At 33.3% G+C, this 26,455-nt stretch carries 26 protein-coding genes; 24 read left to right on the forward strand and 2 right to left on the reverse strand.

The genetic code is table 11. The features are described 5' to 3' along the window. The 18 genes from CHB80_RS05095 to CHB80_RS05180 all read left to right on the forward strand — a co-directional run bounded on the left by CHB80_RS05095 (position 1) and on the right by CHB80_RS05180 (position 19,994). Positions 1 to 1,692, forward strand: a complete 1,692-nt coding sequence (locus CHB80_RS05095; protein ID WP_089370775.1) for a DUF6909 family protein — start codon at positions 1 to 3, stop codon at positions 1,690 to 1,692. Positions 1,693 to 1,713: 21 nt separating this feature from the next. Beyond that, entirely contained in the window at positions 1,714 to 2,364 is a 651-nt protein-coding gene (locus CHB80_RS05100) for a hypothetical protein (RefSeq protein WP_143337051.1), read from the forward strand. Positions 2,365 to 2,460: 96 nt separating this feature from the next. Beyond that, positions 2,461 to 3,474: a hypothetical protein gene (locus CHB80_RS05105; RefSeq protein WP_089370335.1), complete on the forward strand. Its 1,014-nt coding sequence runs from the start codon at positions 2,461 to 2,463 to the stop codon at positions 3,472 to 3,474. A 30-nt stretch (positions 3,475 to 3,504) separates the two neighbouring features. Then, positions 3,505 to 4,620 carry a GDP-mannose 4,6-dehydratase gene (gene gmd / locus CHB80_RS05110; protein WP_089370336.1) on the forward strand — a complete coding sequence of 372 codons (1,116 nt, stop codon included), beginning with the start codon at positions 3,505 to 3,507 and terminating at the stop codon, positions 4,618 to 4,620. Between the two features lie 3 nt (positions 4,621 to 4,623). Further along, on the forward strand, positions 4,624 to 5,670 hold the full coding sequence (locus CHB80_RS05115; RefSeq protein ID WP_089370337.1) for a GDP-L-fucose synthase family protein: 1,047 nt from the start codon (positions 4,624 to 4,626) through the stop codon (positions 5,668 to 5,670). Then, on the forward strand, positions 5,671 to 6,993 hold the full coding sequence (locus CHB80_RS05120; protein ID WP_089370338.1) for a flippase: 1,323 nt from the start codon (positions 5,671 to 5,673) through the stop codon (positions 6,991 to 6,993). Next, entirely contained in the window at positions 6,975 to 8,399 is a 1,425-nt protein-coding gene (locus CHB80_RS05125; RefSeq protein WP_143337052.1) for a hypothetical protein, read from the forward strand. The genes CHB80_RS05120 and CHB80_RS05125 overlap by 19 nt, the downstream gene beginning before the upstream one ends. A gap of 78 nt (positions 8,400 to 8,477) precedes the next feature. Further along, positions 8,478 to 9,923 (forward strand): O-antigen polysaccharide polymerase Wzy, encoded by a 1,446-nt coding sequence (locus tag CHB80_RS05130; RefSeq protein ID WP_089370340.1) that lies wholly within the window; start codon positions 8,478 to 8,480, stop codon positions 9,921 to 9,923. Continuing rightward, positions 9,893 to 11,116, forward strand: a complete 1,224-nt coding sequence (locus CHB80_RS05135; protein ID WP_089370341.1) for an O-antigen ligase family protein — start codon at positions 9,893 to 9,895, stop codon at positions 11,114 to 11,116. The genes CHB80_RS05130 and CHB80_RS05135 overlap by 31 nt, the downstream gene beginning before the upstream one ends. After that, entirely contained in the window at positions 11,103 to 12,182 is a 1,080-nt protein-coding gene (locus tag CHB80_RS05140) for a glycosyltransferase family 4 protein (protein WP_089370342.1), read from the forward strand. The genes CHB80_RS05135 and CHB80_RS05140 overlap by 14 nt, the downstream gene beginning before the upstream one ends. A 5-nt stretch (positions 12,183 to 12,187) precedes the next feature. Beyond that, positions 12,188 to 13,117, forward strand: coding sequence for an SGNH/GDSL hydrolase family protein (locus CHB80_RS05145; protein ID WP_089370343.1), 930 nt, complete (start codon positions 12,188 to 12,190; stop codon positions 13,115 to 13,117). After that, entirely contained in the window at positions 13,114 to 13,659 is a 546-nt protein-coding gene (locus CHB80_RS05150) for a putative colanic acid biosynthesis acetyltransferase (protein ID WP_089370344.1), read from the forward strand. Before CHB80_RS05145 ends, CHB80_RS05150 begins: the two co-directional genes overlap by 4 nt. A gap of 40 nt (positions 13,660 to 13,699) precedes the next feature. Then, positions 13,700 to 14,923: a WcaI family glycosyltransferase gene (locus tag CHB80_RS05155; RefSeq protein WP_089370345.1), complete on the forward strand. Its 1,224-nt coding sequence runs from the start codon at positions 13,700 to 13,702 to the stop codon at positions 14,921 to 14,923. A 60-nt stretch (positions 14,924 to 14,983) separates the two neighbouring features. Continuing rightward, positions 14,984 to 16,291, forward strand: coding sequence for a UDP-glucose dehydrogenase family protein (locus CHB80_RS05160; RefSeq protein ID WP_089370346.1), 1,308 nt, complete (start codon positions 14,984 to 14,986; stop codon positions 16,289 to 16,291). Between the two features lie 2 nt (positions 16,292 to 16,293). Continuing rightward, positions 16,294 to 17,283 carry a UDP-glucuronic acid decarboxylase family protein gene (locus tag CHB80_RS05165; RefSeq protein WP_089370347.1) on the forward strand — a complete coding sequence of 330 codons (990 nt, stop codon included), beginning with the start codon at positions 16,294 to 16,296 and terminating at the stop codon, positions 17,281 to 17,283. A gap of 3 nt (positions 17,284 to 17,286) precedes the next feature. Next, positions 17,287 to 18,642, forward strand: a complete 1,356-nt coding sequence (locus CHB80_RS05170) for an undecaprenyl-phosphate glucose phosphotransferase (RefSeq protein ID WP_089370348.1) — start codon at positions 17,287 to 17,289, stop codon at positions 18,640 to 18,642. Continuing rightward, positions 18,626 to 19,417: a glycosyltransferase family 2 protein gene (locus tag CHB80_RS05175; RefSeq protein WP_089370349.1), complete on the forward strand. Its 792-nt coding sequence runs from the start codon at positions 18,626 to 18,628 to the stop codon at positions 19,415 to 19,417. Before CHB80_RS05170 ends, CHB80_RS05175 begins: the two co-directional genes overlap by 17 nt. A 19-nt stretch (positions 19,418 to 19,436) precedes the next feature. Beyond that, positions 19,437 to 19,994 carry a hypothetical protein gene (locus CHB80_RS05180; RefSeq protein WP_089370350.1) on the forward strand — a complete coding sequence of 186 codons (558 nt, stop codon included), beginning with the start codon at positions 19,437 to 19,439 and terminating at the stop codon, positions 19,992 to 19,994. On the opposite strand, the gene CHB80_RS05185 is transcribed toward CHB80_RS05180, so the two are convergent. Then, on the reverse strand, positions 19,991 to 21,337 hold the full coding sequence (locus CHB80_RS05185) for a phenylacetate--CoA ligase family protein (protein ID WP_179218088.1): 1,347 nt from the start codon (positions 21,335 to 21,337) through the stop codon (positions 19,991 to 19,993). The genes CHB80_RS05180 and CHB80_RS05185 overlap by 4 nt on opposite strands. 135 nt (positions 21,338 to 21,472) lie before the next feature. On the opposite strand from CHB80_RS05185, the gene purD reads away from it, so the two are divergent. Further along, positions 21,473 to 22,744, forward strand: coding sequence for a phosphoribosylamine--glycine ligase (gene purD, locus CHB80_RS05190; protein ID WP_089370351.1), 1,272 nt, complete (start codon positions 21,473 to 21,475; stop codon positions 22,742 to 22,744). Here the strand turns inward: purD and CHB80_RS05195 are convergent. Continuing rightward, a complete protein-coding gene (locus CHB80_RS05195) occupies positions 22,739 to 23,002 on the reverse strand; it encodes a DUF6341 family protein (protein WP_089370352.1) in 264 nt (87 codons plus the stop codon). The genes purD and CHB80_RS05195 overlap by 6 nt on opposite strands. Positions 23,003 to 23,088: 86 nt before the next feature. Here CHB80_RS05195 and CHB80_RS05200 point away from each other — a divergent pair, with 86 nt between their 5' ends. From CHB80_RS05200 to CHB80_RS05220, 5 genes are all read left to right on the forward strand, one after another. Continuing rightward, positions 23,089 to 24,015, forward strand: coding sequence for a DUF6427 family protein (locus tag CHB80_RS05200; RefSeq protein WP_089370353.1), 927 nt, complete (start codon positions 23,089 to 23,091; stop codon positions 24,013 to 24,015). A 17-nt stretch (positions 24,016 to 24,032) separates the two neighbouring features. Then, positions 24,033 to 24,479 carry a hypothetical protein gene (locus CHB80_RS05205; protein ID WP_089370354.1) on the forward strand — a complete coding sequence of 149 codons (447 nt, stop codon included), beginning with the start codon at positions 24,033 to 24,035 and terminating at the stop codon, positions 24,477 to 24,479. Between the two features lie 12 nt (positions 24,480 to 24,491). Further along, positions 24,492 to 24,743 carry a hypothetical protein gene (locus tag CHB80_RS05210; RefSeq protein ID WP_089370355.1) on the forward strand — a complete coding sequence of 84 codons (252 nt, stop codon included), beginning with the start codon at positions 24,492 to 24,494 and terminating at the stop codon, positions 24,741 to 24,743. A gap of 67 nt (positions 24,744 to 24,810) precedes the next feature. Next, positions 24,811 to 25,800: a DNA adenine methylase gene (locus tag CHB80_RS05215; protein ID WP_089370356.1), complete on the forward strand. Its 990-nt coding sequence runs from the start codon at positions 24,811 to 24,813 to the stop codon at positions 25,798 to 25,800. 4 nt (positions 25,801 to 25,804) lie between these two features. Then, complete coding sequence (locus CHB80_RS05220; RefSeq protein WP_089370357.1) at positions 25,805 to 26,416, forward strand: DUF4254 domain-containing protein; 612 nt, start codon at positions 25,805 to 25,807, stop codon at positions 26,414 to 26,416. Positions 26,417 to 26,455: the final 39 nt, after the last annotated feature.

Raw genomic sequence — 26,455 nt, forward strand, 5'->3', positions numbered from 1 at the left:
ATGAGTATATTAAAAAAACAAAGGCGTACACGAGCACAAGAAAGTAGCAGCGCCATCGAACGCATGTACATTACCATGCGACACCTATTTAACCGTGGCTTCTACAAACCCATGGGAGTTTCTGGAGAAACATTACGAGAAGCATTATTAATCTTACGACCCGAAATTTATGGCTCTATTGCTGAAGAAAAAGTAGAGTTAGATGGATTATTGTATGTAATTGATAGACTTCCAGAAAGGATTGAAGAATGTAGATTTATTAATTTAACGAGTGATGAAGGCTATAAAAACAGCCTTTTTGAACCTATTATTCCGCGTAAGCGTAGACGTAATTGCTATCGAATAGATGAAGAGCAAATGAATATTGAAATCACAAGAGGACGTTCTGAGATTTATGATATTCTGACACATCTTACGTTTCTTTTTGTAGAATCTCACAAGATCATGAATCGTGTATTGATAAATGATAGAGGTGATCTCACTAGAGATTGGCAAAAACTCGAAAAAGCAGTACGTTCTGATGATGAGCTTACACAAAAAGAAAGAGAAGTTGCTATTACCCATACAGCAAATATTCTTGGGAGAACTTTTGAAGAAGTAAATGAAGTAGCTCCTTTATTCAATACAAAGAGTAATTCAAGACGTTTTCTTGAAATTATCTATTGGTTAGGCAAACTTGCTATTGCAGAAGTAACAGAAGATAAAAAGCGCACAGTTACATTTAGTCCTGTGCTTAGAGAGCGCCTAGGGCATCATATACATGGAGAAATATGGGCTCAGAATATCAAAAAGACACTCAAAGAGAATGATCTTATCCATAGACCTATTCATATCATAAGCGCAAACATGCATAGTGTAATGAATACTATATATGCTCCTCTTGCGTTAAAAAATGAACTCAAAAAAGGATCTAAACTAGATATTTATGAACTTTTGAGTGAGGAAAAAAGCAGTAAATTAAGAAGCAAAGTCGAGAAAGTTGCTACGCAAAATGGAATGATCTATGTAGCAGACGAGAGTGGTACAAATATCAATGTGCAAATTTTTGATATGTGTAAACTTGCGGTAGAAGAAAATGAATTTTGTGATCATACGACGCAACCAAACGATAATCCTGTCATCTTAGTAATGGACTATGCTTTTGGAGAGCAGGCTTATGAGACTATGGAGGAGTTATTAAAACCTTTTAAAGAAGAGGAAAATACCACATATCTCGATATACAGTCTGTATCTATAATGGGTAAAGCAGGGATTTTAGAAGGCGGGAAAGGAGATATTATGATTCCTTCTGCACACCTTTTTGAAGGAACAGCCGATAATTACCCTTTTAAAAATGCACTTAAGAAAGAAGATTTAGAAAATCATGGTTTGCGCGTATTTGAAGGAACGATGGTTACCGTATTAGGAACTTCATTACAAAACCGAGATATTTTAAAGTTTTTCCATGATAGTACTTGGAATGTGATAGGGCTAGAAATGGAAGGTGCTCATTACCAAAAAGCAATTCAAGCGGCATCTAAATTAAGAGGAAACATACAGGAAGATGTTGAGGTGCTTTATGCGTATTACGCTTCAGATAATCCATTAGAAACAGGAAGTACACTGGCTTCTGGAGGGTTAGGAACAACAGGAGTAAAACCTACATATTTGATTACAGAAAAAATACTGTATCACATTTATGGGTTAGTATAAACTTTTAAAATATGATAAATAATGAAAAAGTGTATTGGTTTTAAATACGTATTCCAATGGATTACTAAAATAAAACAAACACTATTCATTATCTGTTGTTTCTTTATATTTCAGAGCAATTTTGCACAAAACATCGAAATGGAGGTGGGTGTTGGAATTGGAAATGTTGTAGGTGAAGTACATGAAAAGGGCAAAGGAGAACTATTTCTAAGTGTGTTTAAATCTTATAAGTTTGGAGAACTTGGATTAGATCTTTCTACAGGTGGAAATTTTATTCCAGGGAATTTAAGTACAATGGAAGAAAATATAGAAATAGTATCACCTAATGATTCAAAATTTTGGAGTATTTCAGCTTTATATAGATGTAAAATAAAGAAACATTTTTTTATTGAACCTAGATTGGGCTTTGCTTCACTATATTCTTTTGTTCATACAGATAATACGAGAAGAATTAATCAATCAAATTTTACGGCAGGATTTGGAATAGGAGCAAGAATAGAAAGATTTGTAGTTTCTTTGCGTTATCAATATTATGGGGAAACTGCAGATTTTGAAGGTGTACGTAATACAGAAACGATTATATCTAATTCAGAGCCTTTTGACGCAATACTATTGAGGGTTTCTTTTCGTTTTGGATTGGGCAACCTTTTTAAGAAAAAAGAAAGTGAATGATAAAAATATATAAAAATAATGCAGTTTATTAGTACAACTATTTGTACGTTACGCTTCATTTTAGAAACTTTATAACAACCAAAAACCAAAAAATACATGAGTGCATCGCAACCAGCTTCCAGTGCTGATCAAGAAATGGACCTCACAGATGTTTTTGCGCTTTTTCAGCGTATATTTTATAAGTGTTTAGCTCTATGTTTTAAAGCCATTCATTTTATATTTAAGTTCTGGTGGATTATTCTATTACTCATTATAGGAGGAGCTGCTTTAGGATATTTTACCAAGGGAAAACCAAAATATGAATCGACACTTATTCTAAAAACTAATTTTAATAGTCAGCCATATGTTTATAATGCTATTAAACAGTTTGATGATAATTTATCTGAAAATGACGCAGGGTTTATTAAAGCGGCAGGATTAGATATCAATAACCTAGGAGTTACTGGACTAGAAATAACACCTATTATAGATGTTGTATCGCTTATAGGAGGAGATTCTAAAATATCAGACAGAGCCTTAAGTACTGTTATAAAGGAACTAGATGTAAGTGATGATACAGAGATATTTGCAACAGATCGTTTTTATTCAAATTATAAATATCATACCCTAACCATAGGAACCTCTGATGAAAAAGGGAAAGAAGATATAAGTAAAGTAATAGCATATATAAACAGTCAACCATTTATTAAAAAAGTATCTGAAGAAGGTGTCAAAAATATGATAGATCGTATTGCAAAAAGTGATCTTACACTTGAGCAAACAGACTTAATGATAAATAGTTATGTGAAAAATAGCGACGTTACTAATGAAGTGCAAAGTGATGAACTTTCTTTTTTTAATAATCAAAACAATTTAAACTTAAACGGGGTGTTAGCTTTTAAAAGCACACTTATTACTGAAATAGAAGCACTTAAAAATGACCTTGTTACATCTTCTGAGGCAGCAGTTATTGTAAGTGATATTCAAGTAAATAAAACAGCATCTTTAAAAGATAAAAAAGAAGTTCTATACCCTATACTTTTTGTGTTTTTATTCTTGTTTTTTGCGGGAGTTCGTTTTACATATCTCTCTTTAAAGAAAGAATTACAAGCTAAAAATTTACTAGACTAATCAAAGACACATTTTGTCAAAATAAATAGCATGACCAAAATAGCATTAATAACAGGAGTTACAGGACAAGATGGGGCATACCTTAGTGAATTCCTTCTAAAAAAAGGATATATAGTTCATGGTATTAAAAGAAGATCCTCTCTTTTTAATACAGACCGTATAGACCACCTATATCAGGATCCGCATGTAGACCATCGTAATTTCTTTTTGCACTATGGAGATCTTACCGATAGCTCCAATTTACTTCGTATTATTCAAGAAGTACAACCTGACGAGATATATAACTTAGGCGCGATGAGTCATGTTCAGGTTTCTTTTGAAATGCCTGAATATACTGCTAATGTAGATGGACTAGGTGCCTTAAGATTACTAGAATCTATACGAGCATTGGGTTTAGAGAAAAAAACAAAAATATATCAAGCCTCTACATCAGAACTTTATGGAAAAGTGCAAGAAGTTCCTCAAACAGAAAACACACCGTTTTACCCTAGAAGTCCCTATGCAGTAGCTAAGATGTACGCATATTGGGCTACTGTAAACTATAGAGAAGCTTACGATATTTTTGCTTGTAATGGAATTCTTTTTAATCATGAATCTCCTATACGAGGAGAGACCTTTGTTACGCGTAAAATTACTCGAGCAACCTCCAGAATAGCATTAGGGCTTCAAGAAAAAATGTACTTAGGAAATCTAGATGCAAAACGCGATTGGGGACATGCAAAAGATTATGTGAAAATGATGTGGATGATTCTTCAAGCCGATGAAGCCGAAGATTGGGTAATTGCAACAGGGACGACAACTCCTGTGAGAGATTTTGTGAAAATGGCATTTAACCATATCGGCGTTACTTTAGAATTTAGTGGAGAAGGTGTGAACGAAAAGGGAATTGTTGTAGCATCAGAAAACCCGAAGTATCCTGTAAAAATAGGACAAGAAGTCGTAGCTGTAGATGAAAAATATTTTAGACCTACTGAGGTTGATTTATTAATTGGGGATGCCTCAAAAGCCTATGAAAAATTAGGATGGAAACCAGAGTATGAGCTACAAGATCTCGTAAATGATATGATGAAGAGTGACATTAATTTAATGAAGAAAGACAGCTATCTTAAAGAAGGAGGATACACAACCCTAAACTACTTTGAATAGTTTATGAAGAAAGATGCAAAAATATATATTGCGGGACATCGAGGATTAGTTGGAAGTGCCATAAAACAAGATTTAGAAAAAAAAGGGTATACAAACCTTATCTATAAAACACATAAAGAGTTAGACTTAATAAACACACAAGAAGTTGCAACTTTTTTTGAAACAGAGCAACCTGAATATGTGTTTTTAGCTGCCGCAAAAGTAGGTGGAATTATAGCAAATAATACCTATAGAGCAGACTTCATTCATGCTAACTTGATGATTCAAAACAATGTGATTCATCAAAGCTATAAGAGCGGTGTCAAGAAGTTACTTTTCTTAGGAAGTACGTGTATTTATCCTAAGGAGGCACCACAGCCTATGAAAGAAAATAGCTTACTTACAGGCCCTTTAGAATATACCAATGAGCCCTATGCAATTGCAAAAATTGCAGGGATTAAGATGTGTGAGAGCTATAATTTACAATATGGCACTAATTTTCTTTCAGTGATGCCCACAAATTTATATGGGTATAATGATAATTTTGATTTAGAAAAGTCACATGTGTTACCTGCTTTAATTCGTAAGATGCACTTAGCAAAACTACTTTCGGAAGGCAAAAAAGAGGAAGTGGTCAAGGATCTTAATGTTTCCGCTTTCGCGAAAGCGCAAGAAACCCTAAAACAATATGGAGTCTCAGATACATCTGTTGAGATTTGGGGAACAGGAGCACCACGCAGGGAATTTTTGTGGAGCCAAGACATGGCAAATGCTTGTGTGTTTATCATGGAAAACACCAATTTTAGTGATGTAAAACCTAGCCACGGAGATGTGAAAAACACGCATATCAATATTGGTACAGGAGAAGATATCTCTATCAAAGAACTAGCTGAAACTATCCAAAAGATTGTTGGATTTCAAGGAAACCTCACCTTTAATACTTCAAAGCCAGATGGGACGTTACGTAAACTTACAGATGTTTCTAAATTACACGCTTTAGGGTGGAAGCACAAAATCCAGTTAGAAGAAGGTATAGAAAAACTCTATGCATGGTATCTAGAAAAGCAATAAATGATTAAAGGCAGACAACTTTTTTCTAATCAAGGTATAGGCAGGTATTTTACAAATACAATATGGCTCCTTGCAGAAAAAGGACTGCGCATTATTGACGCCTTTTTTATAGGTATCTGGTTGGCACGATACTTAGGTCCAGATGATTTTGGAATATTAAGTTATGCCGAGTCATTTGTATATCTGTTTGCTGCTTTTGCCGCTTTGGGCTTAGATCAAATTGTAGTTAGAGAGCTGGTAAAAGATGAGTCTAGAAGAGATGAACTTCTAGGAACAACGTTTGTCTTAAGACTTTTAGGATTTGTCGTAATGTTTTTAGGGATTTTCTTTGTGACACGAATTTTGGATAATACGGCGATTAAAAATACCATGGTGATGGTTATTGGAATCACCATTTTTTTTCAAAGTATTAGAAGTGTTGATTTTTATTTTCAAAGCAAAGTACTTAGTAAATATACAGCCATAAGTAATCTTATAGCAGTTGGTATACTTAGTATTATAAAAGTAATTCTTATCCTTTCTGAAGCACCTCTTATCTATTTTGCATATGCTCTGGTATTAGAATGGATATTAATTGCTATAGGGTATAGTATTTCTTATATACACCATAAACTATCATTTTTAACATGGCGATTTAAATGGTCTGTAGCAAAGAGTTTATTGAAAAAAAGTTGGTTTTTAATTATAGGATCTGTTGCTGCAGCACTATACATGAAGATAGATCAAATAATGATCGATGAAATTCTTGACGAACGTTCTGTAGGTCTCTATAGTGTTGCTGTAAAAATGACGAGTATATGGATTTTTGTGACGGTTGCTATAACACAATCTGTTTTCCCATCGTTAGTAAGTATGCGTAAAAAGGATAAAGCATTGTTTTTAAAGAGGCTTCAGCAACTTTATGATGTTTTAATCAAAATTGCCGTGATGGTTTCTATTCTTTATACGATTTTTGCGAGCTATTTTGTGCCATTTTTATTTGGGAGTGAATATACAGAGAGTAGTCATATATTAGTGCTTTATATCTGGTCAATTGTTTTTGTGTTTTTAAGTAATGGTTCTTGGGGCTATTATTTAAATGAAAACCTAGAACGATTTTCAAGTATAAGATTGGTAATAGGGGCGGTTATTAATATCACATTAAACCTATTTTTTATAGAATGGTATGGACTTGTAGGTGCTGCTTATGCAACATTGATATCATATGCTATTTCTGGATATTTTGTAAATGCATTATTTACAAAGACAAGAACAAATTTTTATTTACAAACCAAAGCGTTTTTAAATATCTTTAAAATAAACACGTGGATACATCCATTATGAGTGAAGAATTAAAAGCAAAAGACCTAGCTACTATTGAATTTTCAATAGATAAAGTATGTACACTATATTTTTATGAAGATAGAGTATTAAGAGGTATTCACAGTGATTATACGACTCAAGTTCGAGAGATGTTTGATAGCGGAATGATGCAAGAGCTTGTTGAAAAACAGCTTTTTGTAAAAACATGGATTTCTGATACAAAGATTGAAGGATATGAATTAGTGATAGAGCATGAGCGTATACCCTATTGGAATTATCCATATGAGTGGTCTTTTACGATGCTTCACAGAGCAGCAAACCTTGTATTAGACGCAAATGAAGTTGTAAATAAATATGGGTATGAGCTTTTTGATGTACATGCATTTAATGTAGTGTACGATATGGCAAGACCTAAATATGTAGATTTTGGAAGTATCTTAAAAAGAGATCCTAAAAACGGTAAAAGTTGGTCTGGATATCTTAATTTCTATAATTCATTTTATATGCCTTTGTATTTGTATAACAAAGGATTTTCAGATCTTTCTAATAGTATCTTTTTATATAATGGGTTTTTTAGTGATCAGGATCTTTTTCAATTACGACATAAGTATGCTAGTTTCTTTGGAGGAAAAATAGGAAACCTTTTATTCAAAATACACAATAATTCAAGAAGACTTTCGGTAGCGAGATATAGTCGTGTGATAGATAAATATGGTCGTCATAAACACATTGATAAATTACTTAAGTTTAAAAAATTCAATCAAAATAAGTATACGACAAAAAAGGCTAGAAAAGCGATTAAGAGCGTAAATAAGAGCCGAATAGATTCTTACTGGAAAGACTATCACAACGATAAAAACCCTTCTAAGGATGCGCGTTTTTTACGTATTACAGAACTTATTAAAACAAAACTTGCTGACGCATCTTCTCTAATTGAACTAGCTTCTAACCAAGGAAAGTTTGCAAACTATGTCTTAGAAAGTACCCAAATAGAAAAAATCATTGCTACAGATTATGATAAAAATGCACTAGATCGCATCTTTATCAATAATGAAAATAGGGAAGATGTACTCCCGCTGGTATACGATTTTGTAAGACCTAATAATAGAAGTAATACGCTCAAAATTGATCAGAGAATCAATGCAGATATTGTAATGGCGCTCGCGGTGACACATCACTTAATCTTAACACAAGATGTGAGTTTAGAGCACATTTTTAAAGTACTTGCATCACTTACAAATAAGTATATAGTGGTTGAGTTTATGCCATTAGGGCTTTACTTTGGTGATATGGATAACATTCCTCCATTTCCAGAGTATTATACATTAGAGTGGTTTAGAGATGCATTTTCAGAGAAGTTTGAACATATATTGGATGAAGAAGTAGCGATCAATAGACATGTATTTATTGGTAAGCTAAAAGAGTAAGCTTTCGCGAAAGCGTAAAAAGAAGCTTTAGAATAGAATAAATTAAAAGCATTTAAAGACGATAAATAAGAACCCACAATGGGACTCAAAGTTATTTTACTTTTTGCCTATGCACTTATATCTGTTGCGTTATTTGTAACGTTTGACGGTGATATAGATGTGTGGTTTTCTTTCTTGATTAGTGCATTAGTTCTTGCGGGAATTACAGTCTATCACATATTTGCAGAGCGAGTATATTCTCCTTTTATATCGGCATTTATAGTTTTTACTTTTTTGTTTTTTATAGTAGCACCCATGGTGCAGATTAATTCTTTTGAAGGGTTAAATCCTTCTTTTAGAAATAGATTTCCTTATGATAAAGATTTAGCGATTTATACAAATAACTTAATCGCTTTATTTAATGTTGTTTTCTTTATAACGTACTTGTTTTTTAAGAAAAGTAAACGCATGGCTCGTGTTCCGGTATTTAAGGAAAGTTCCAAAAGAACAACACCGGTACTAATTGTTGTCATTGCTGTAGTTACAATTCTTGTGTTTTTAGGCAGTTATTCTTTTGTAATGGATGAATTAGGACGTCCGGCATGGAAGTCATCTGCATTTTCTGTGGTTGCATTTTTATTATGGAAAAAAGTATTCTTTTTATTACCATTTGCAGGAATTATATTGTGTTTTCAGTATTTCAGAAAAGAGAAAAAAAAGGCTGTAAACCTGGTTACAATCTGTGCGGTATTTCTTTTTTTAGGATTGCTTCTTTTTTGGTTTAAAAACCCATTAGTTGAAAAAAGAAATGCTCTAGGCCCTCTATATATAAGCTTGTTTTTTCTAGCAGTACCTAAAATGTTTAATACAAATATTAAGACCCTATTCTTTCTATTTTTTACAATGATTGTGGCTTTTCCGCTTTCTGCCATACTTACACACTCTGAGGCTTCATTTCAAGAAATACTAGAGCAGCCTTCTATTATTTTTGATCATATGAAAGGAGGAGGTATTGCATCTGCATTTAATACCTTAAACTATGATGCATTTTCAAATATCATGGCCACGATGGATTATGTAAAAGAGTATGGCTTTTCTATGGGACATCAATTATTAAGTGCTTTTCTTTTCTTTGTTCCTAGAGGATTATGGGAAGATAAGCCTCTTTCTACAGGAGAGTTGGTAGGAAATCACCTTATAGACACGTATGATTTTACCTATAGTAACCTATCCAATCCTTTGGTTTCAGAAGGATTTATAAACTTTGGTGTTGTGGGTGTTATTATTGCTCCTATATTACTTGCTATTGTGTTGGTAAGAGCTATTGCATGGTTACAAAGTGATGATTATTTAAAGAAAATGATTGCTTTTTATTTAGCAATCCATTTAATTTTCTTGCTTAGAGGTGATTTTACAAATGGATACACCTACTACATTGGAGCGTTTCTAGGAGTCGTTATAATCCCTAAATTTATAAGAACACTTTTAGAGTTTTTTATATATAAACAAAAAGTATGGAAACAAACAAAAGCCTTAGAGGAATAAAGATTGTCAAGATTACTATTGGTCTTCTTTTTGCTTTGGTGGTGTTGCCATCCAATTTAAAAGCGATTGCTATTTTGTTATTCGGAGTTGCAGTATTAGTTAATGCTTTGCAACGACCTTGGCATTTTGACAAGCGCTTCTTTATTACAAATGCGTTATTATATATTGTTATAGCAATCACCTATTTGTATAGTTATGATATAGATTATGGGCAGCGAAAGCTGACACAAATGTCATCACTTATTGTATTTCCATTTGTATTTGCAATGCTTACAAAAACGGAAAGCAAAGAGATTTTTAAAAACCTTACTACCTATTTATGGATATATATAACAGGAGTTTTCTTATTTAATGTGATTCCTTTTATTTGGTTTTTTGCCACTCAGTATTCCTTTCCTGAAATGATGGAGCATTTTGCGACTGTACTTAGAGTCAAGATGGGTAAATACAGTATACACCCTATTTATTTATCGATGCACTGTAGTATTGCGATTTTATTTTCTTTCTATGTGCTTAGAGAGTTGCGGTCTAAAATTAAAATAGCTGCTATTTTAGGAATGGATATTACATTGGTGCTATTCCTATTGCTTTATGCGAAAAAAGGGCCGCTTATCGCGCTTATTATCGTGTTTTCATTATTTGTGGTTTTTCAGAGAAAACAAAAATTACTCAAGCCTTATTTACTAGCAATTACAACATTAATTTTCTTAACCATTATAATACCCAAAACAAGAAATAAGTTTGTAGAATTACTTAAAATTGAAAATATTGATAAAGGAGAAGTAACATCAACAAATATTAGATATACTATTTATGATACCGCACAACGACTTATTATACAAGCTCCTTGGGCTGGCTATGGTATTGGAGATTATAATCGGGAGTTAGTAAAGCAATATGGTCAAGATGGAAATCAATTATTAGTGGAAGGGAAGTACAATGCGCATAACCAGTATTTTAGTTTATTATTAATAGGCGGAATTATATGCTTGATTGTATTTTTATGTACTACAGGTATGAATTTGATATATGCTATTCGTTTTAATAATCAGTTGTTGATTTTATTACTCATCTTTTATGTAATAGTTATGTTCACAGAAAATATTTTAGAACGAGAAGCAGGGATTATTTTCTTTGCCTTCTTTTTAAACTTCTTTAGCCTTAAAAGCCTTTATTTACGTGAAGAAAACTAAATCGATACTTATTATTGGTCCTTTTCCAGAACCTACTACTGGAGTTTCTTTAGCTAATAAAGTAGTGCGTGATATCTTAAAAGAACAACCTAATTACAAAGTAGCAAGTATCAACACTTCGTATTCAAGATTTGACGAAGCTATTGGGAAGTTTTCATTTCATAAACTCTTTTTTAATCTTTCTTTTTATCCCAAGGCATATAAAATTCTATTTAACAAGACGATTTATATCACACCTGGACAGACTTTTTTTGGTGTCATAAAGTATACAGCCTTTATTGTATTAAGCACCCTTTTGCGTAAAGAAATTATTATCCATGTACATGGTAATCACTTGGGTAATGAGTATAAAATATTAAAAGGGTTTAAAAAGAAATTATTTTATTATTTACTTTCCAAAACGACAAAAGGCATTGTGCTTTCAAAATCTCTAAAAGGAAATATGACCCCTTTTATAGCAGCAGAAAAAGTGAAAGTACTTCCTAATTTTGCAGAAGATTATTTACTTAAAACAACTACAGAAAAATCTTTTGAGAAGCTTCAAATTATATACTTAAGTAATTTAATGGAAGAGAAAGGTATTTTCGATCTTTTAGATGCACTTGCATTACTTGAGGAAAATAAAATTCCATATGAGGCTAAAATAGCAGGCGCTATAGATCACACACAAAAAGAAGAGATAGAAAAACGCTTTTCGAAACTTCAACATACTACTTATGTTGGTATTGTAAAAGGGAATGATAAGAATGATTTATTAAATTGGGGAACCGTTTTTGTATTACCAACCTATTATAAAATGGAAGGACAGCCTATTTCTATATTAGAAGCGATGGCTACAGGAAATGTAATTCTAACAACAGCGCATGCAGGAATTCCTGATGTAGTTACAGATGGAATACACGGTCGTTTTTTTGAGAAGAAAAACCCCAAAGAGTTATATAAGTCATTAACTTATTTTGACACAAACAAAAAAGAGTTGTCTCAAATAAGTGATGCTAATAAACAATACTTTAAAGAGCATTTTACTCGATTACAATTTAAACAAAGGCTTTTAGAAATTATATAAATTTTATGCGTCTCTTTTTACTTCTTTCTTTAGTATGTATGGTAAGTAGTTGTGATATGCTAGAACCCGTTAAGCTAGTAGGGTGGGGTGATAGTATGATGAAGGGTTCAGGAGGCGAAGCTTCTATCTTAGAAGTTATATCTGATGAGTTAGATATCAAGCATGAAAATTTTGGAGTAGGGGGATTAAAATCTCATAGTATTGCACTATTACAAGGAGGAAAACCAATGCAATTGGTTTTTAAAAACCAAGAAATCAAAAAATCAGGCCCTTCTGAAATAGCGTATTATAATTGGGAACCTATAAATTTTCAAACAGAACAATATAGAACAGGATTTATAGATACAATAGAAGGGAAGATAGAGCGCCTGTCTGAAAAGGAAAACAATAGAAAGACACTTGGGTATACATTTACGGCAACTCATTTAAATGAAAACGTTCCTGTTAAGGACACCGTTGTTTTTAAGTTTGAAGATGGATTAAAATATAACGATAGGTGGACTATTATTTGGGCAGGAAGAAATGATAAAAAATCTGGAGATCACATCTTTCAAACAAGAGATAATATTCAAGCAATGATTGATCATTTAGGGGAAAATGGAAAAACACATGTTCTTGTATTATCTATTTGTAATGGAATTGCAGATGCTGAGTATAAAGGAAGTGTGCCTCATGCAAGAATTTTGCAACTTAATAAAGTGCTTGAAGAATCTTTTGGAGATCGATTTATAGATGTACGTAGTTATATGGTCAATAAAGCAATTTATGATATGGGTATGACACCTACATCACAAGACCTAGAAGACATAAAAAAAGACTGTATTCCGAGGAGTTTCTTTAAAGATAACGTACATTTTAATACCTTGGGCTACGAAGCCACTGGAAAATACCTAGCAAAAGTGATTAAAGAAAAGGGGTGGATACTAGAGAAATGAAATATCAAAACTTAGATCAATATAAAACACCTTCAGATTTTAGAGGAAAATCTAAACTCACTGTACAACTATGGTGGATTGTACAAGCTATATTATTTAGATGTTCTCCACAGTTTTTATATGGTTGGCGTAGATTTTTATTGCGCTCTTTTGGAGCCAAAATAGGGAAGGATGTCATTATTCGCCCTACGGCAAGAATTACTTACCCATGGAAACTCACTATAGGAGATTATAGTTGGATAGGAGATGATGTGGTTTTATATACCCTAGGAGAAATAGAAATAGGAGCCCATGCTGTGATTTCTCAAAAAGGATACATTTGTACAGGAACGCATGATTATGAATCTGCAGATTTCAGGATTTATGCCCAAAAAATAACAATAGAAGAAAAATGCTGGCTCGCTACAGACACCTATGTTGCTCCAGGTGTAACCATAGGAGCAGGTACCGTAGTAGGAGCAAGAAGTAGTGTTTTTAAAGACTTGCCATCGGGTAAAATTTGTATAGGAAATCCAGCAAAACCTATAAGAGATCGTGTATAACTTCTCAAAAAATACGTTCTTTGTAGCTTAAAGATTTTTTTTGAAAAAGCGCACCCATATCACATTTATTGGACTCAACTTCTTTCCAGAAAACACAGCTATTGGCTTATATTCAACACAATTAGCTCAATATCTGGAAGCACATGATATGCAGTTGGATGTTATTACAGCGTTTCCCTATTATCCACAATGGAAAATAGCAGATGAATATCAAAATAAAAAATCATACCTTAAAGAAGAGTTAGGGTCAATAAATGTATATAGATACAAGCAGTATGTACCTAAAAACCCTACATTTTTAAAACGAATCATTCATATTCTTTCCTTTACTTGGGGTTCTTTTTGGAATCTTTGGAAAATAAAAAAATGTGATATTGTTATTTCAGTAGTGCCATTTACAAGCGCTACACTTTTAGGCTATATTCAGCAAAGACGTTTTAAAGCAAAGTCTTGGATTCATATACAAGATTTTGAATTTGATGCTGCTTTTCAATCAGGACTTACAAAGAGTGGTGAACAAAAAGGGGGTATCATCTATCGGATCTTAATGTGGATTGAAAAATCTCTTTTTTCAAAAGCAGATAGCGTGAGCACCATTAGTCATACGATGATTAAAAAATTGGAGAAAAAAACAACTGCTCCTACGTATTTTTTACCTAATTGGATAGATGAAAAGCAAATTGATCCCGCTTTCGCGAAAGCGCACTCATATCTAAGCTCTTCAAAATTTAAAATTTTATATTCTGGAAATATAGGAGACAAACAAGACTGGGAATTTTTTATAAAATTTGCTCAAGCAATAGATAGGGAGCGTTTTGAAATTATCATTGTAGGAGATGGAGCAAAACGGGTATGGCTTGAAAAAGAGATCGCATCATATGCTGGAATTACACTTCATCCACCAGTGGCTTATGAAGAATTATCAGACCTTTTATGTACTGCAGATGCTCATATTCTCTTTCAAAAACCAGAAGTTTTAGATACGGTTATGCCATCCAAAATATTAGGAATGATGGCAAGTGCAAAACCATCTATCATTACCGGGCATGCTCATTCTGAAGTTGCTACTGCCATGTCACAATCTCAAGGAGGGTTTTATAGCTCTGAAAAAGAAGTAGATACTGTAATACGACAATTAAATACCCTTATAAATGATCCCGAATTAGCAAAAGAAATGGGTGTAAAAGCTAGGCATTATGTGGTTTCAAACTTTGCTAAAAATCAAATTTTAGATGCGTTTTTAGAACAACTCTCGCAATTATAACTCCTATAGGCATAAAACTGTAAATACTTCCCTATTTTTGTGCTTTAACTCAGTTAAGATATGAAGATAACCGTAGTAGGGACAGGCTATGTTGGTTTAGTAACAGGAACATGCCTTGCCGAAACAGGTAATGAAGTAGTCTGTGTAGATATAGACGAAAACAAAGTACAACGTATGAAAAACGGAGAGGTGCCTATTTATGAGCCGCATCTTGATGTGCTTTTTGAGCGTAATATAAATGCAGGAAGGCTTTCTTTTACAACAAAACTCCAAGAAGGTCTTGATCATGGAGAAATCATATTTTTAGCATTACCCACTCCAGAAGACGAAGATGGATCTGCCGATTTATCCTATGTACTTGGTGTAGCTAAAGATATTGGAGCTCAAATGAAAAGCTATAAAGTCATTGTAGATAAAAGCACTGTTCCAGTAGGAACTGCAGAAAAAGTAAGAGCAACGATAGCAGAAAAAACAACCGTTGATTTTGATGTGGTATCAAATCCAGAATTCTTAAGAGAAGGATTTGCTGTAGATGATTTCTTAAAACCAGAACGTATTGTAGTAGGATCTTCTTCAGAAAGAGCTACAAAACTCATGGAAAGACTTTATAAGCCTTTTGTGCGATCTGGAAACCCTATTATCATTATGGATGAGAAATCAGCAGAACTCACAAAGTATGCTGCAAACTCTTTTTTAGCCACTAAGATTACGTTTATGAACGAGATTGCAAATTATTGCGAACTCGTAGGAGCCGATGTAGATAAAGTACGTAGAGGAATGGGAACAGACTCACGTATTGGGAAACGATTTTTATTCCCAGGAATAGGTTATGGAGGATCTTGTTTTCCTAAAGACGTAAAAGCATTGCATAAATCTGGAAAAGAATCTGGATATGATTTTCAGATATTAGATGCGGTAATAGATGTAAATAATCATCAAAAAGTAAAATTGATTCCTAAAATTTTATCACATTTTAATGATGATATACAAGGCAAAACAATTGCTATTTGGGGACTAGCCTTTAAACCAGAAACTGACGATATCAGAGAAGCACCTTCTCTCTATATGATTGATGCATTACTTGCAAAAGGAGCAAAAATTAAAACATTTGATCCAGAAGCAATGGACAATGTAAAAGCAAAGTATCATGATCAAATAGAATTTGCTACCACAATGTATGGCGCTACCGAAAATGCAGATGCATTGGTTATAAGTACAGAATGGAGTATTTTTAGAACACCAGATTTTACAAAACTTAAAAATAACCTTCATCAATCTGTAATTTTTGATGGACGTAATTTATATGATGTAGATGATATGGAGAAAGAAGGATTTACATATATATCTATAGGTAGAAAAGAAGCATAACTATGCGTAAACGAGTATTAATTACAGGAGCTGCAGGTTTTTTAGGATCTCATTTATGTGATCGATTTATAAAAGAAGGATGTCACGTAATAGGAATAGATAACCTTATTACAGGAGATCTTGCAAATATTGAACACTTATTTAAACTAGAGCAGTTTGAATTTTATAATCATGATGTCACAAAATTTGTACATGTACCTGGACAACTCGATTACATATTACACTTTGCATCGCCAGCTAGTCCGATAGATTATTTGAAAATACCTATTCAAACACTAAAGGTAGGTTCTCTAGGAACCCACAATCTTTTAGGGTTGGCAAAAGAAAAAAATGCACGCATCCTTATCGCTTCCACATCAGAAGTATATGGAGATCCGTTAGTACATCCTCAAACAGAAGAGTACTATGGAAATGTAAATACAATAGGACCTAGAGGGGTTTATGATGAAGCCAAACGCTTTCAAGAATCTATTACCATGGCATACCACCGTTTTCATGGTCTAGAAACCCGCATTGTACGTATTTTTAATACCTATGGTCCAAGAATGCGACTCAATGATGGAAGAGTTATCCCAGCGTTCATGGGACAAGCATTACGAGGAGAAGATTTAACGATTTTTGGAGATGGGCTACAAACACGTTCTTTTTGTTATGTAGATGATCAAATAGAAGGGATTTATAGATTGTTAATGAGTGATTATTCACTTCCAGTAAATATTGGAAACCCTGACGAAATCACCATAAAAGACTTTGCAGAGGAGATTATAAAACTAACAGGTACAGATCAAAAAATCATTTATAAAGAGTTACCTGTAGATGATCCAATGCAACGCAAACCAGATACAACGCTTGCTAAAAAGATTTTAGGATGGGAAGCAAAAGTACCTCGTAACGAAGGAATGAAAAAAACATTCGAATATTTTAAAAGTCTTACAAAAGAACAGCTTCATAAAAGCGAACATAAAGATTTTTCAAAGCATATAGTAAAGTAACAAATGGCCTACAAAAAAGGAAGATATTCTGGCTTTATTAGGCCTATTATTTATAGTCTTGATCTTCTGATCATCACCATACTTGCAAAAGTGTGTCTAGTCATGGACACACACTTATTCCTTTTTGTTGGTTTTATTACATTCACATGGATTGTTTCTGCTATAAAATCTAATTTTTATGAGGTATATCGATATACACCTCTTATTAGAATCTTTTCATTGTTAGGCATTCAATTAATTTTATTTACCCTATTGGTTTTTGCCTTTTTTGGATTTTTTAATGAAATTAATAGCACCCCTAAGCAAATTATCTATTACATATTGTATGTGTTTTTAGGAATTACTGTAGTTAAATTGGGCGTGTTCTACCTTCTTAAAAAGTATAGAACCGTCTTAGGAGGAAACTTTAGACGCGTCGTTATTTTAGGAGTTAATTCTAAAACACAACAATTAGAAAACTTCTTTAATTCTAATAAACCTTATGGATATCAAGTAATCAATAAGTTTGATGTACAACCTTCGGGACACCAATCCTTAGAATCTTGCTTTGCTTTTGTTATAGAAAATAGTATTGATGAGATTTATTGCTCTATTTCTGAATTTACAAACGAGCAAATACGAGAAATATCAGAATTTGCCGATAATAACCTTAAGATTCTTAAGTTCATTCCTGATAATAAAGAGATTTTTACCAAAAAACTCAATTATCAATACATTGGAATTACCCCCATTTTATCATTACGCAACATACCTATAGATACACCACTTAATCAGTTTATTAAACGTACGTTTGATATTGTGATGTCTATTTTGGTTTTGGTAGGAGTGCTCTCTTGGCTCACACCTATTATGGCTATCTTGATTAAATTAGACTCAAAAGGTCCTGTCTTTTTTAAACAAAAACGTAATGGTCTTGATTATAAAGAATTCTACTGTTACAAATTTAGATCTATGCAACCTAACCCTACGGCAGATCTCCATCAGGTAAGTAGAAATGATCAACGTATTACACGATTAGGAAAAGCTATAAGACAAACCAGTATAGATGAACTTCCTCAGTTTATTAATGTACTTAAAGGAGAAATGTCTGTAGTAGGACCAAGACCTCATATGGTAAGTCATACACATATGTATGCAGAGCGGATAGACAAATTTATGGTACGTCACTTTATAAAACCTGGAATTACAGGACTTGCACAGGTGAGTGGCTATAGAGGAGAGGTAGAGACCGATCACGATATTATAAATCGTGTAAAATTTGACATTTTCTATATAGAAAACTGGTCATTACTTCTAGATATAAAGATCATTATTCAGACCATAATAAAGGCATTAGCAGGAGATGAAAAAGCCTACTAATCAACTGCCGCTTGTCTCTATTATCACACCGCTGTATAATGCAGAAAATTATATCATTGCTACCATCAAAAGTATTCAAGCACAAACCTATACAAACTGGGAGCATATTATTGTCAATGACTGCTCAACCGATGACTCTTTAGAAATTGTATCAGCACTTGCAAAAAAAGATACACGTATAAAAATAAGTACGCTTTCGCGAAATAGTGGCGCAGCACAATCCCGTAATAAAGCCACAGAACTCGCTACTGGAGATTATATTGCTTTTTTAGATGCAGACGATTTGTGGCATCCTGAAAAACTGGAAAAGCAACTGCATTTTATGCAAGAGAATAATGCAATGGTTTCTTATACAAATTATCTACATATTGACGAAGAAGGAAAACCACTAGGAAAACGCATCAAAGCATTACCAGAGCTTAGTTATAAGAAGCAACATAACAATAATTATATTGGAAATCTAACAGGTATCTATAAAGCTTCAGAAATAGGCAAAATAATAGCCCCTAACATACGCAAACGCCAAGACTGGGCTGTTTGGTTAGAAGCTATTAAAAAGTCTAATACACCCGCCCTAGGACTTCAAGAAGACTTAGCCTATTACAGGATACGAGAAGGCTCTATAAGTTCTAATAAATTGAATCTTGTAAAGTATAACTTTAAGTTCTATAAAGAGTATTTAGGATACTCTTGGCCAAAAGCTGCTTTTTGCCTCCTTCGATTTTTCTATGAGTACTTTTTTGTGAGAACAAAATGGATTGAGAACACTAAATAATCTTAAAAATTTAATTTCTATGAAACGTCTTTTCTTTTATCTTTTATTACCGCTTTTAATAACTTTTAATGCGCAAGGACAAAATGAAAAGTATACGATTTATAAACATGGAGGAAAAGTATATAAAACAAATAGATACGTAAGAAAGACAGGGTTTTTAAAATTTAAAAGTGATAATAATTCATATGAATTACCTTATCTAGAGTTAGACAGTATTGTTTCTTATGAAAAAAATAAAAAAAGTAAAAAGATAGAACCCGTCGTACAAATGTTTATTCCTATTTCTAAAAAACAAGGTGCTTTAATGAGAGTCGTAGAGAGAGGGAAGTGTACTCTTTTCTTATGGAGATACGCATTAGGAGGAGGAACCTCTACAAATTATTACGCATATAGGGAAGGAGAAAGAACACCAAAACTAATAGCGACGCGAGATTTAATTTCTCCTTTAAATTTTATTAAAGATACTAGTGAGTACTTTAGTGATTGTGAAGCATTAGTAGCTAAGATTAAGAACAAAGATTTTAAAAAGAAAGAAACTCCAGAAATGGTGAGATTTTATAATACCGAGTGTAATTAGTTAGGTAATTTACTCACAAACTGCTTTAACTTCCCACGTTTACTACGATCCATTTTTTTAACTTTTTCAAAAAGCACCCTAAGACCTTCTTCTAGGTACTTATAGGTAGCTAGTTTGATGGTTTCCTCCTCTTCTGGAGTCAACGCTCGTTGTGCCGTATAGATCACTTTAAACGTGTCTAAAGCGGTTTGTTCTATCACAAATTCAGAGACATTTCCATCTTCTTCAATCACACTTTTAGTAACATAATAAAAGGTAAGACCAGGCACTACTTTTCCACTAGGGAGACGCGCAATGTCATTGGTACGTCCCGTGAGTTTTTCTAGAATGGGTTTTTTAGGAGTACTTTTTCGCGAAAGCGTACCCACATCTCCAATATCATAACGTATAAAAGGATGCGCTTTATTATACAAAGATGTGATGACAATACGGCCTGATTCTCCATGAGGTACAGGCATGTTTTGATCATCTAAAATCTCAACATATAATAATTCGCTATCTACTTGAAATGCATCTTGAGAGTTTTGAAATGCAATAAGACCTAATTCTGAAGCGCCATATTCGTTTATTACAGGAACTCCAAACTGTATCTCCATGAGTGCTTTATCACTTTCAAAAAGCATTTCACTCGTTACAATACATGCTTTGAGCGTGGGACAACTCTCTTTAAGAATAATCTGGTGTTGTTTTAGGTATTTAGCAAAAAGCACAATACTACTTGTATACCCGTTGAGGTATTCAAAAGCAGTAGCGGTAAACTTCTGATGTATTTTTTTTAGTTGCGGTTCGCTTAAATCAAAAATGGGGAAACGATATCTATTCCCTAACCAATCTTTAAGACGTTCTTTACGATAACCCATAAAATCAAGAGGAATTCCATAAAAACGAGCCTGTTTTGAAGTGTTTATATCAAGATCAAACCACGCATACCTATCTTGAAAACTAGCCCAAGAAAGCGCATGAGATGCCTTGTCTTTTGCAAAAATAAAGGGATGCCCAGAAGATCCTGAAGTTTTATTTACATATACATTTTTGCGAGTATACTCATTAGAAAGCCGTTCCTGTAATGGTTGTTGTAAATGAGCTTTTGTAAGTACTGGCAAGTCATTCCAAGCATTACTTTTTTGTTGAGAAGTAAGTTGTTTATAAAAGGCATTATGCTGTTTGTGATAGGCAACAATAGCTTGTTTTTTTTCTTCAATATAACTCTGATATTGATCTTCAGGAATAGATTGGATACGGGCTAATTCCGCTTTCGCGAAAGCGATATCAAACCCCTTAAATTGTAATGTCCAATTAAATAAATCCACAAGCCAAGTATGAGTCAACCAAAATACAAACATTTTTATTCCCTCGAAGAAAGGAATCCCTTTCTTTTAGAATTTATCTTACAATAAACCCAGAATATTTTTATGAGTTTATCTTGCCCTAAAAGTATAGACAACCTACTTTTGTGTTTTGATATAAAACACGACTCAATGAATATTTTAATCTTAGGATCTGGCGGAAGAGAACATACGTTTGCATATAAAATTGCACAAAGTGAACTTTGTGATACATTATTTGTTGCCCCTGGAAATGCGGGTACATCTGAAATAGCTACCAATCTTGCTATTGGAGTGACAGATTTTGATGCCATAAAAACGGCAGTGATTAAAGAAAATATTGAGATGGTTGTTGTGGGACCTGAAGATCCTTTAGTACAAGGAATATATGACTTTTTTAAAGCAGACGAAGCATTAAAACATGTAGCAGTTATTGGTCCTTCAAAAGAAGGAGCAACGCTAGAAGGAAGTAAAGAACGTGCTAAAGAATTTATGATGGCGCATGGAATTCCTACAGCTGCCTATCAAAGTTTTACATCAGAAACACTTATTGAAGGGCAAGCCTTTTTAGAAACACTACAACCTCCATATGTCTTAAAAGCAGATGGACTTGCTGCAGGGAAAGGAGTTTTAATTATAGAAGACCTAGAGGAGGCTAAAACAGAACTTGCTACAATGCTTTCTGGAAAATTTGGAGAAGCAAGCACGACGGTAGTGATAGAAGAATTTCTAGACGGTATAGAATTAAGTGTTTTTGTTCTTACGGATGGAAAGGATTATAAAATTCTTCCTACTGCCAAAGATTACAAGCGTATAGGTGAAGGAGATACTGGATTAAATACCGGAGGGATGGGTGCTATAAGTCCAGTTCCTTTTGCAGATAATGCATTCATGCAAAAAATAGAAGAACGTGTTGTAAAACCTACAATTGATGGTCTTGCAAAAGAAAATATAGCGTATAAAGGCTTTGTATTTATAGGATTGATCAAAGTAGGAGACGATCCTAAGGTGATAGAGTATAATGTTAGAATGGGAGACCCTGAGACAGAAGTAGTATTACCTCGTATTCAGAGTGATTTAGTAGAGTTGTTCCTGTCGGTTTCTAAAGGTGATCTCGCTAATCATAAAGAGTTAGTAATAGATGAAAGATCGGCAACAACAGTTATGGTTGTTTCTGGAGGATATCCAGAAGCGTATGAAAAAGGAAAAGTAATTACTGGAATAGAACAGATAGAGAATAGTATTGTTTTTCATGCAGGAACGACTCATAAAGATACAGATGTTGTGACTAATGGAGGTCGTGTCATAGCGATCACTTCTTTTGATACAAACTTTAGAGAAGCCATAAAAAAATCCTATCAAAATATAGAAAAACTACACTTTGATAGGATGTATTATCGTAAGGATATAGGTTTTGACCTATAATTTGTGATCTAATTCGCTATCTTTTCCTAAGAAACCATGAGAGATGGCATCACGACGCTCTGCACCTTCTGCATTGTGTTCTACAAGTTTACGCATCCAGTATACAATGGCAACACAACATATGATCATAAATAACCAGTTGATAGTGTTTGCTCCCCACCAGTTGGTAAGTTCCATTTCTGCAAGTGCATTAAATGGTGCAAATAATGTTTCTTCTGCAAATGCTTGTATTCCTTCAAAAAATCCTGTCAAACTCATAAGTTCGTATGTTTACAATAATGGTATCTTAGCTATACGTAGTTCTATTATTTACTACGATAGCGCAAAAATAGAAAAAACCACCTATGCTCACAAGCTTTTTTAGCACATCAAAGCCCATTCATACCATTATTGTCTTGGTATATATGTCTGTAAGTTATTTTGTGGCCAATAATACATTGTTTTCTAATGCATTTTCTTGGAAGCCATTTTTACAAGCTGTAGGTGTATGGTTATTGTTTATAATGACCCTATTTATCTTAAATTTTGTGTCACAGAAAAATGAATTAAACAAACGTTCTTCTTATAGAATTTTATTATTTGCAGTATTTGCTTCTGCATTACCAGTAGCATTACAATCTCCCAAAATTGTTATTACGGGTGTATTTGTCATGTTAGCACTAAGACGAATCCTTAGTTTTAGATCAGGATTACATATGGAACGTAAACTCTTTGACGCGGGTCTTTGGTTGTGCCTAGCTAGTATTACCTGTTTCTGGACAGGAGCTTTCTCTATGCTACTTTTAGCAGGATTATTATTTTATGGAAGCACAACCCTACGATATTGGTTTATACCGTTACTTGCCGTTATTTGCGTTGCTATATTATGTACTTGCTATGTTATTTTTATAGGTGAAGATCAATCCTATATATTGAGTATTATAGACGATTTTTCTTTTGATTTTTCTACCTATACATCTTTAACAATACTCATTCCTATTGCAGTTTTTTCAACACTATTTTTATGGACGGTTTTTAGGTATATACAAGACTCAAAAAGAGCCACTATTGCGCAACGCCCCTTATATCTATTAGTTATTTTCATGGCAATTATTGCCATAGCCATTGTGGTCGTTACAGATAATAAAACAGGCGCCGAGTGGTATTTCTTTTTAATACCATTAGCTATTATAATGACTAATTATCTTGAAAATGCCTCTGGAAAATTCTTTAAAGAGTTTTTACTTTGGATTGTTGTTTTATTACCATTTACACATTACTTCTTGTCTTAAATGAAATGAGTAAAAAAATGATAAAAAGTAGAAATTATCACAAACCCATTATCTGGGAAGGAAATTTGAATGATGATTGTACCGCAAAATGGGCTGGTTTAATGTTACGCGCCGAATGGATGGATGAAAATTATTGGTGGTGGTGTGTGTATGACATGCTTGACAATCAAAACCAAATTGATAGTTCTAATGAATACAATGAGCAATGTATTGGTGGAGAAGCTGCAAGGAGTGAAGCTCAAGATGTAGCAAAAGAATTTTTAAAAAATGAATTGATTTCTGAATTAAAGAAATCTTCCGAGGCTTTAGATGTTGATAAACTAATATCTGAATTAAAAGTTATAGGAATTTCGGCAGGGAAATCAATAGTAGTACTTCTTAAAGATTTTGACTTTGAATATTCAGAAGCAAAAAATAAAGTGTTTGAATCTCCAGTTTGGAAAGGACTCCGAGAACAATCATAAGCATTAACTCAAATGTTTCTTAATACTGGAACCAAAGATGCAGATAAAGTAGAATATACAGAAGGGGATCACGTAAAATCAATTTCATTTGAGTTAAGAAATAAACCTACAGATAAAAAAAGCAAACCCAGAAGAAGAGTACTCATAATGATTGTAAATGTTTGTCACGATACTAAGACCTTGGAAAATAGTATCGTTTATGATGACTTCAAATTTTATTACGAAGTTTTATTCCATAATTCAAGTTTAATAGAAACCGAATAACGCCCAAGAACTCCTTACATTTGCAACCCACAGATATATCACCTAAGATGTATATCTAGGAAGCACCATGAATTACATAGGATCAAAACATAGACTCTCTGATTTTATAAAAACAACTGTAAAAGAAGTTTGTGGCGATGATTTAAGTCAAAAAACATTCTGCGATCTATTTGCAGGAACAGGTAGTGTAGGACGTAACTTTAAACCTATTGTAAAATCGGTTATTGCAAATGACCTAGAATACTATAGCTATGTTTTAAACCGAAATTATATTGGAAATCATAAGGAACTAAGTCCTGAGAGATATTTTCAAGAGCTTAATGATTTAGAAGGCGCATCAGGTTTTATTTATACAAATTATGGAGAAGGAGGCGGAAGTGATCGTTTGTATTTTTCAAAAGAAAATGCACAAAAAATAGATGCTATTCGTCAGAAAATAGAAAGTTGGAAACAAACCGGAACCATTTCTGAAGACATTTATTTTTTATTACTTGCTTCTCTTATTGAAAGTGCCGATAAAATTGCAAATACAGCATCGGTATATGGTGCCTTTTTAAAGAAAATAAAAAAAATGGCTTCCGTTCTCATACATGTAGAACCAGCAAGTTTTGATAAAACCCCTAATAGCCACACGGTATTTCACGAAGATGGAAATACGCTTGTAAAAAAGATAGAAGGAGACATATTATATCTTGACCCGCCCTACAATGTGAGACAGTACGGATCAAACTATCATATATTAAATACTATTGCAAAATATGATACCTTTGTACCCAGAGGCAAAACAGGTTTACGAAACTATAACAGAAGTGCCTATTGTAGTAGCGTAAAAGTAGTAGCGGCTTTTGAAGAACTTATAAAAAATGCACAATTCAAGCATATCTTTTTAAGTTACAATAATGAAGGTCTGATGCCACCAGATATTGTAAGACAAGTGATGCAACGTTATGGAAAATATGATCTTGCAACAATAGATTACAAACGCTTTAAAGCAGATATGAATAGAAAACATAAAGCTAAACGCACTACAGAATATTTACACATTTTAGAAAAGTAAAACTATGTTTACAGACAAAGCAAACCGTATTTTTAGAGAAGCGATAGAAAATTACCATATTATCAATACGGTAGACCAAGCTTTTGAAAACAAATATGATAAAAACGAAGATGTAATATGCCATCTCTTATATCGTAAATGTTGGATAGATACAGTACAATGGCATTATGAAGATATTATTCGTGATCCTCAAATAGATCCAGTTGCTGCTCTTACTTTAAAACGTAAAATCGATGCTTCCAATCAGGATCGTACAGATATGGTGGAGTATATAGATAGTTACTTTTTAGACAAGTATAAGGATGTACAAGTAAAAGAAAATGCAACTATAAATACAGAAAGCCCTGCTTGGGGAATAGATCGTTTATCTATTCTAGCTCTTAAAGTATATCATATGCATGAAGAAGCAACTAGAGAAGATGCAACACAAGAGCACCGTGATGTTTGTAAAACAAAATTAGATGTGCTTTTAGAACAGCGTGCAGATCTCTCTACAGCTATTGATACATTGTTAAGTGACATTGCTCACGGTGATAAATATATGAAGGTGTATAAGCAAATGAAGATGTATAATGACGATGAGCTAAACCCTGTACTTCGTAATATTAAAAAGTAAACCGAAAAAGTCTTCTCCCTCTGGGAGAGGATTTAGGTG

The organism is Dokdonia pacifica, assembly GCF_900188275.1.
Classification (GTDB): Bacteria; Bacteroidota; Bacteroidia; order Flavobacteriales; family Flavobacteriaceae; genus Dokdonia; species Dokdonia pacifica.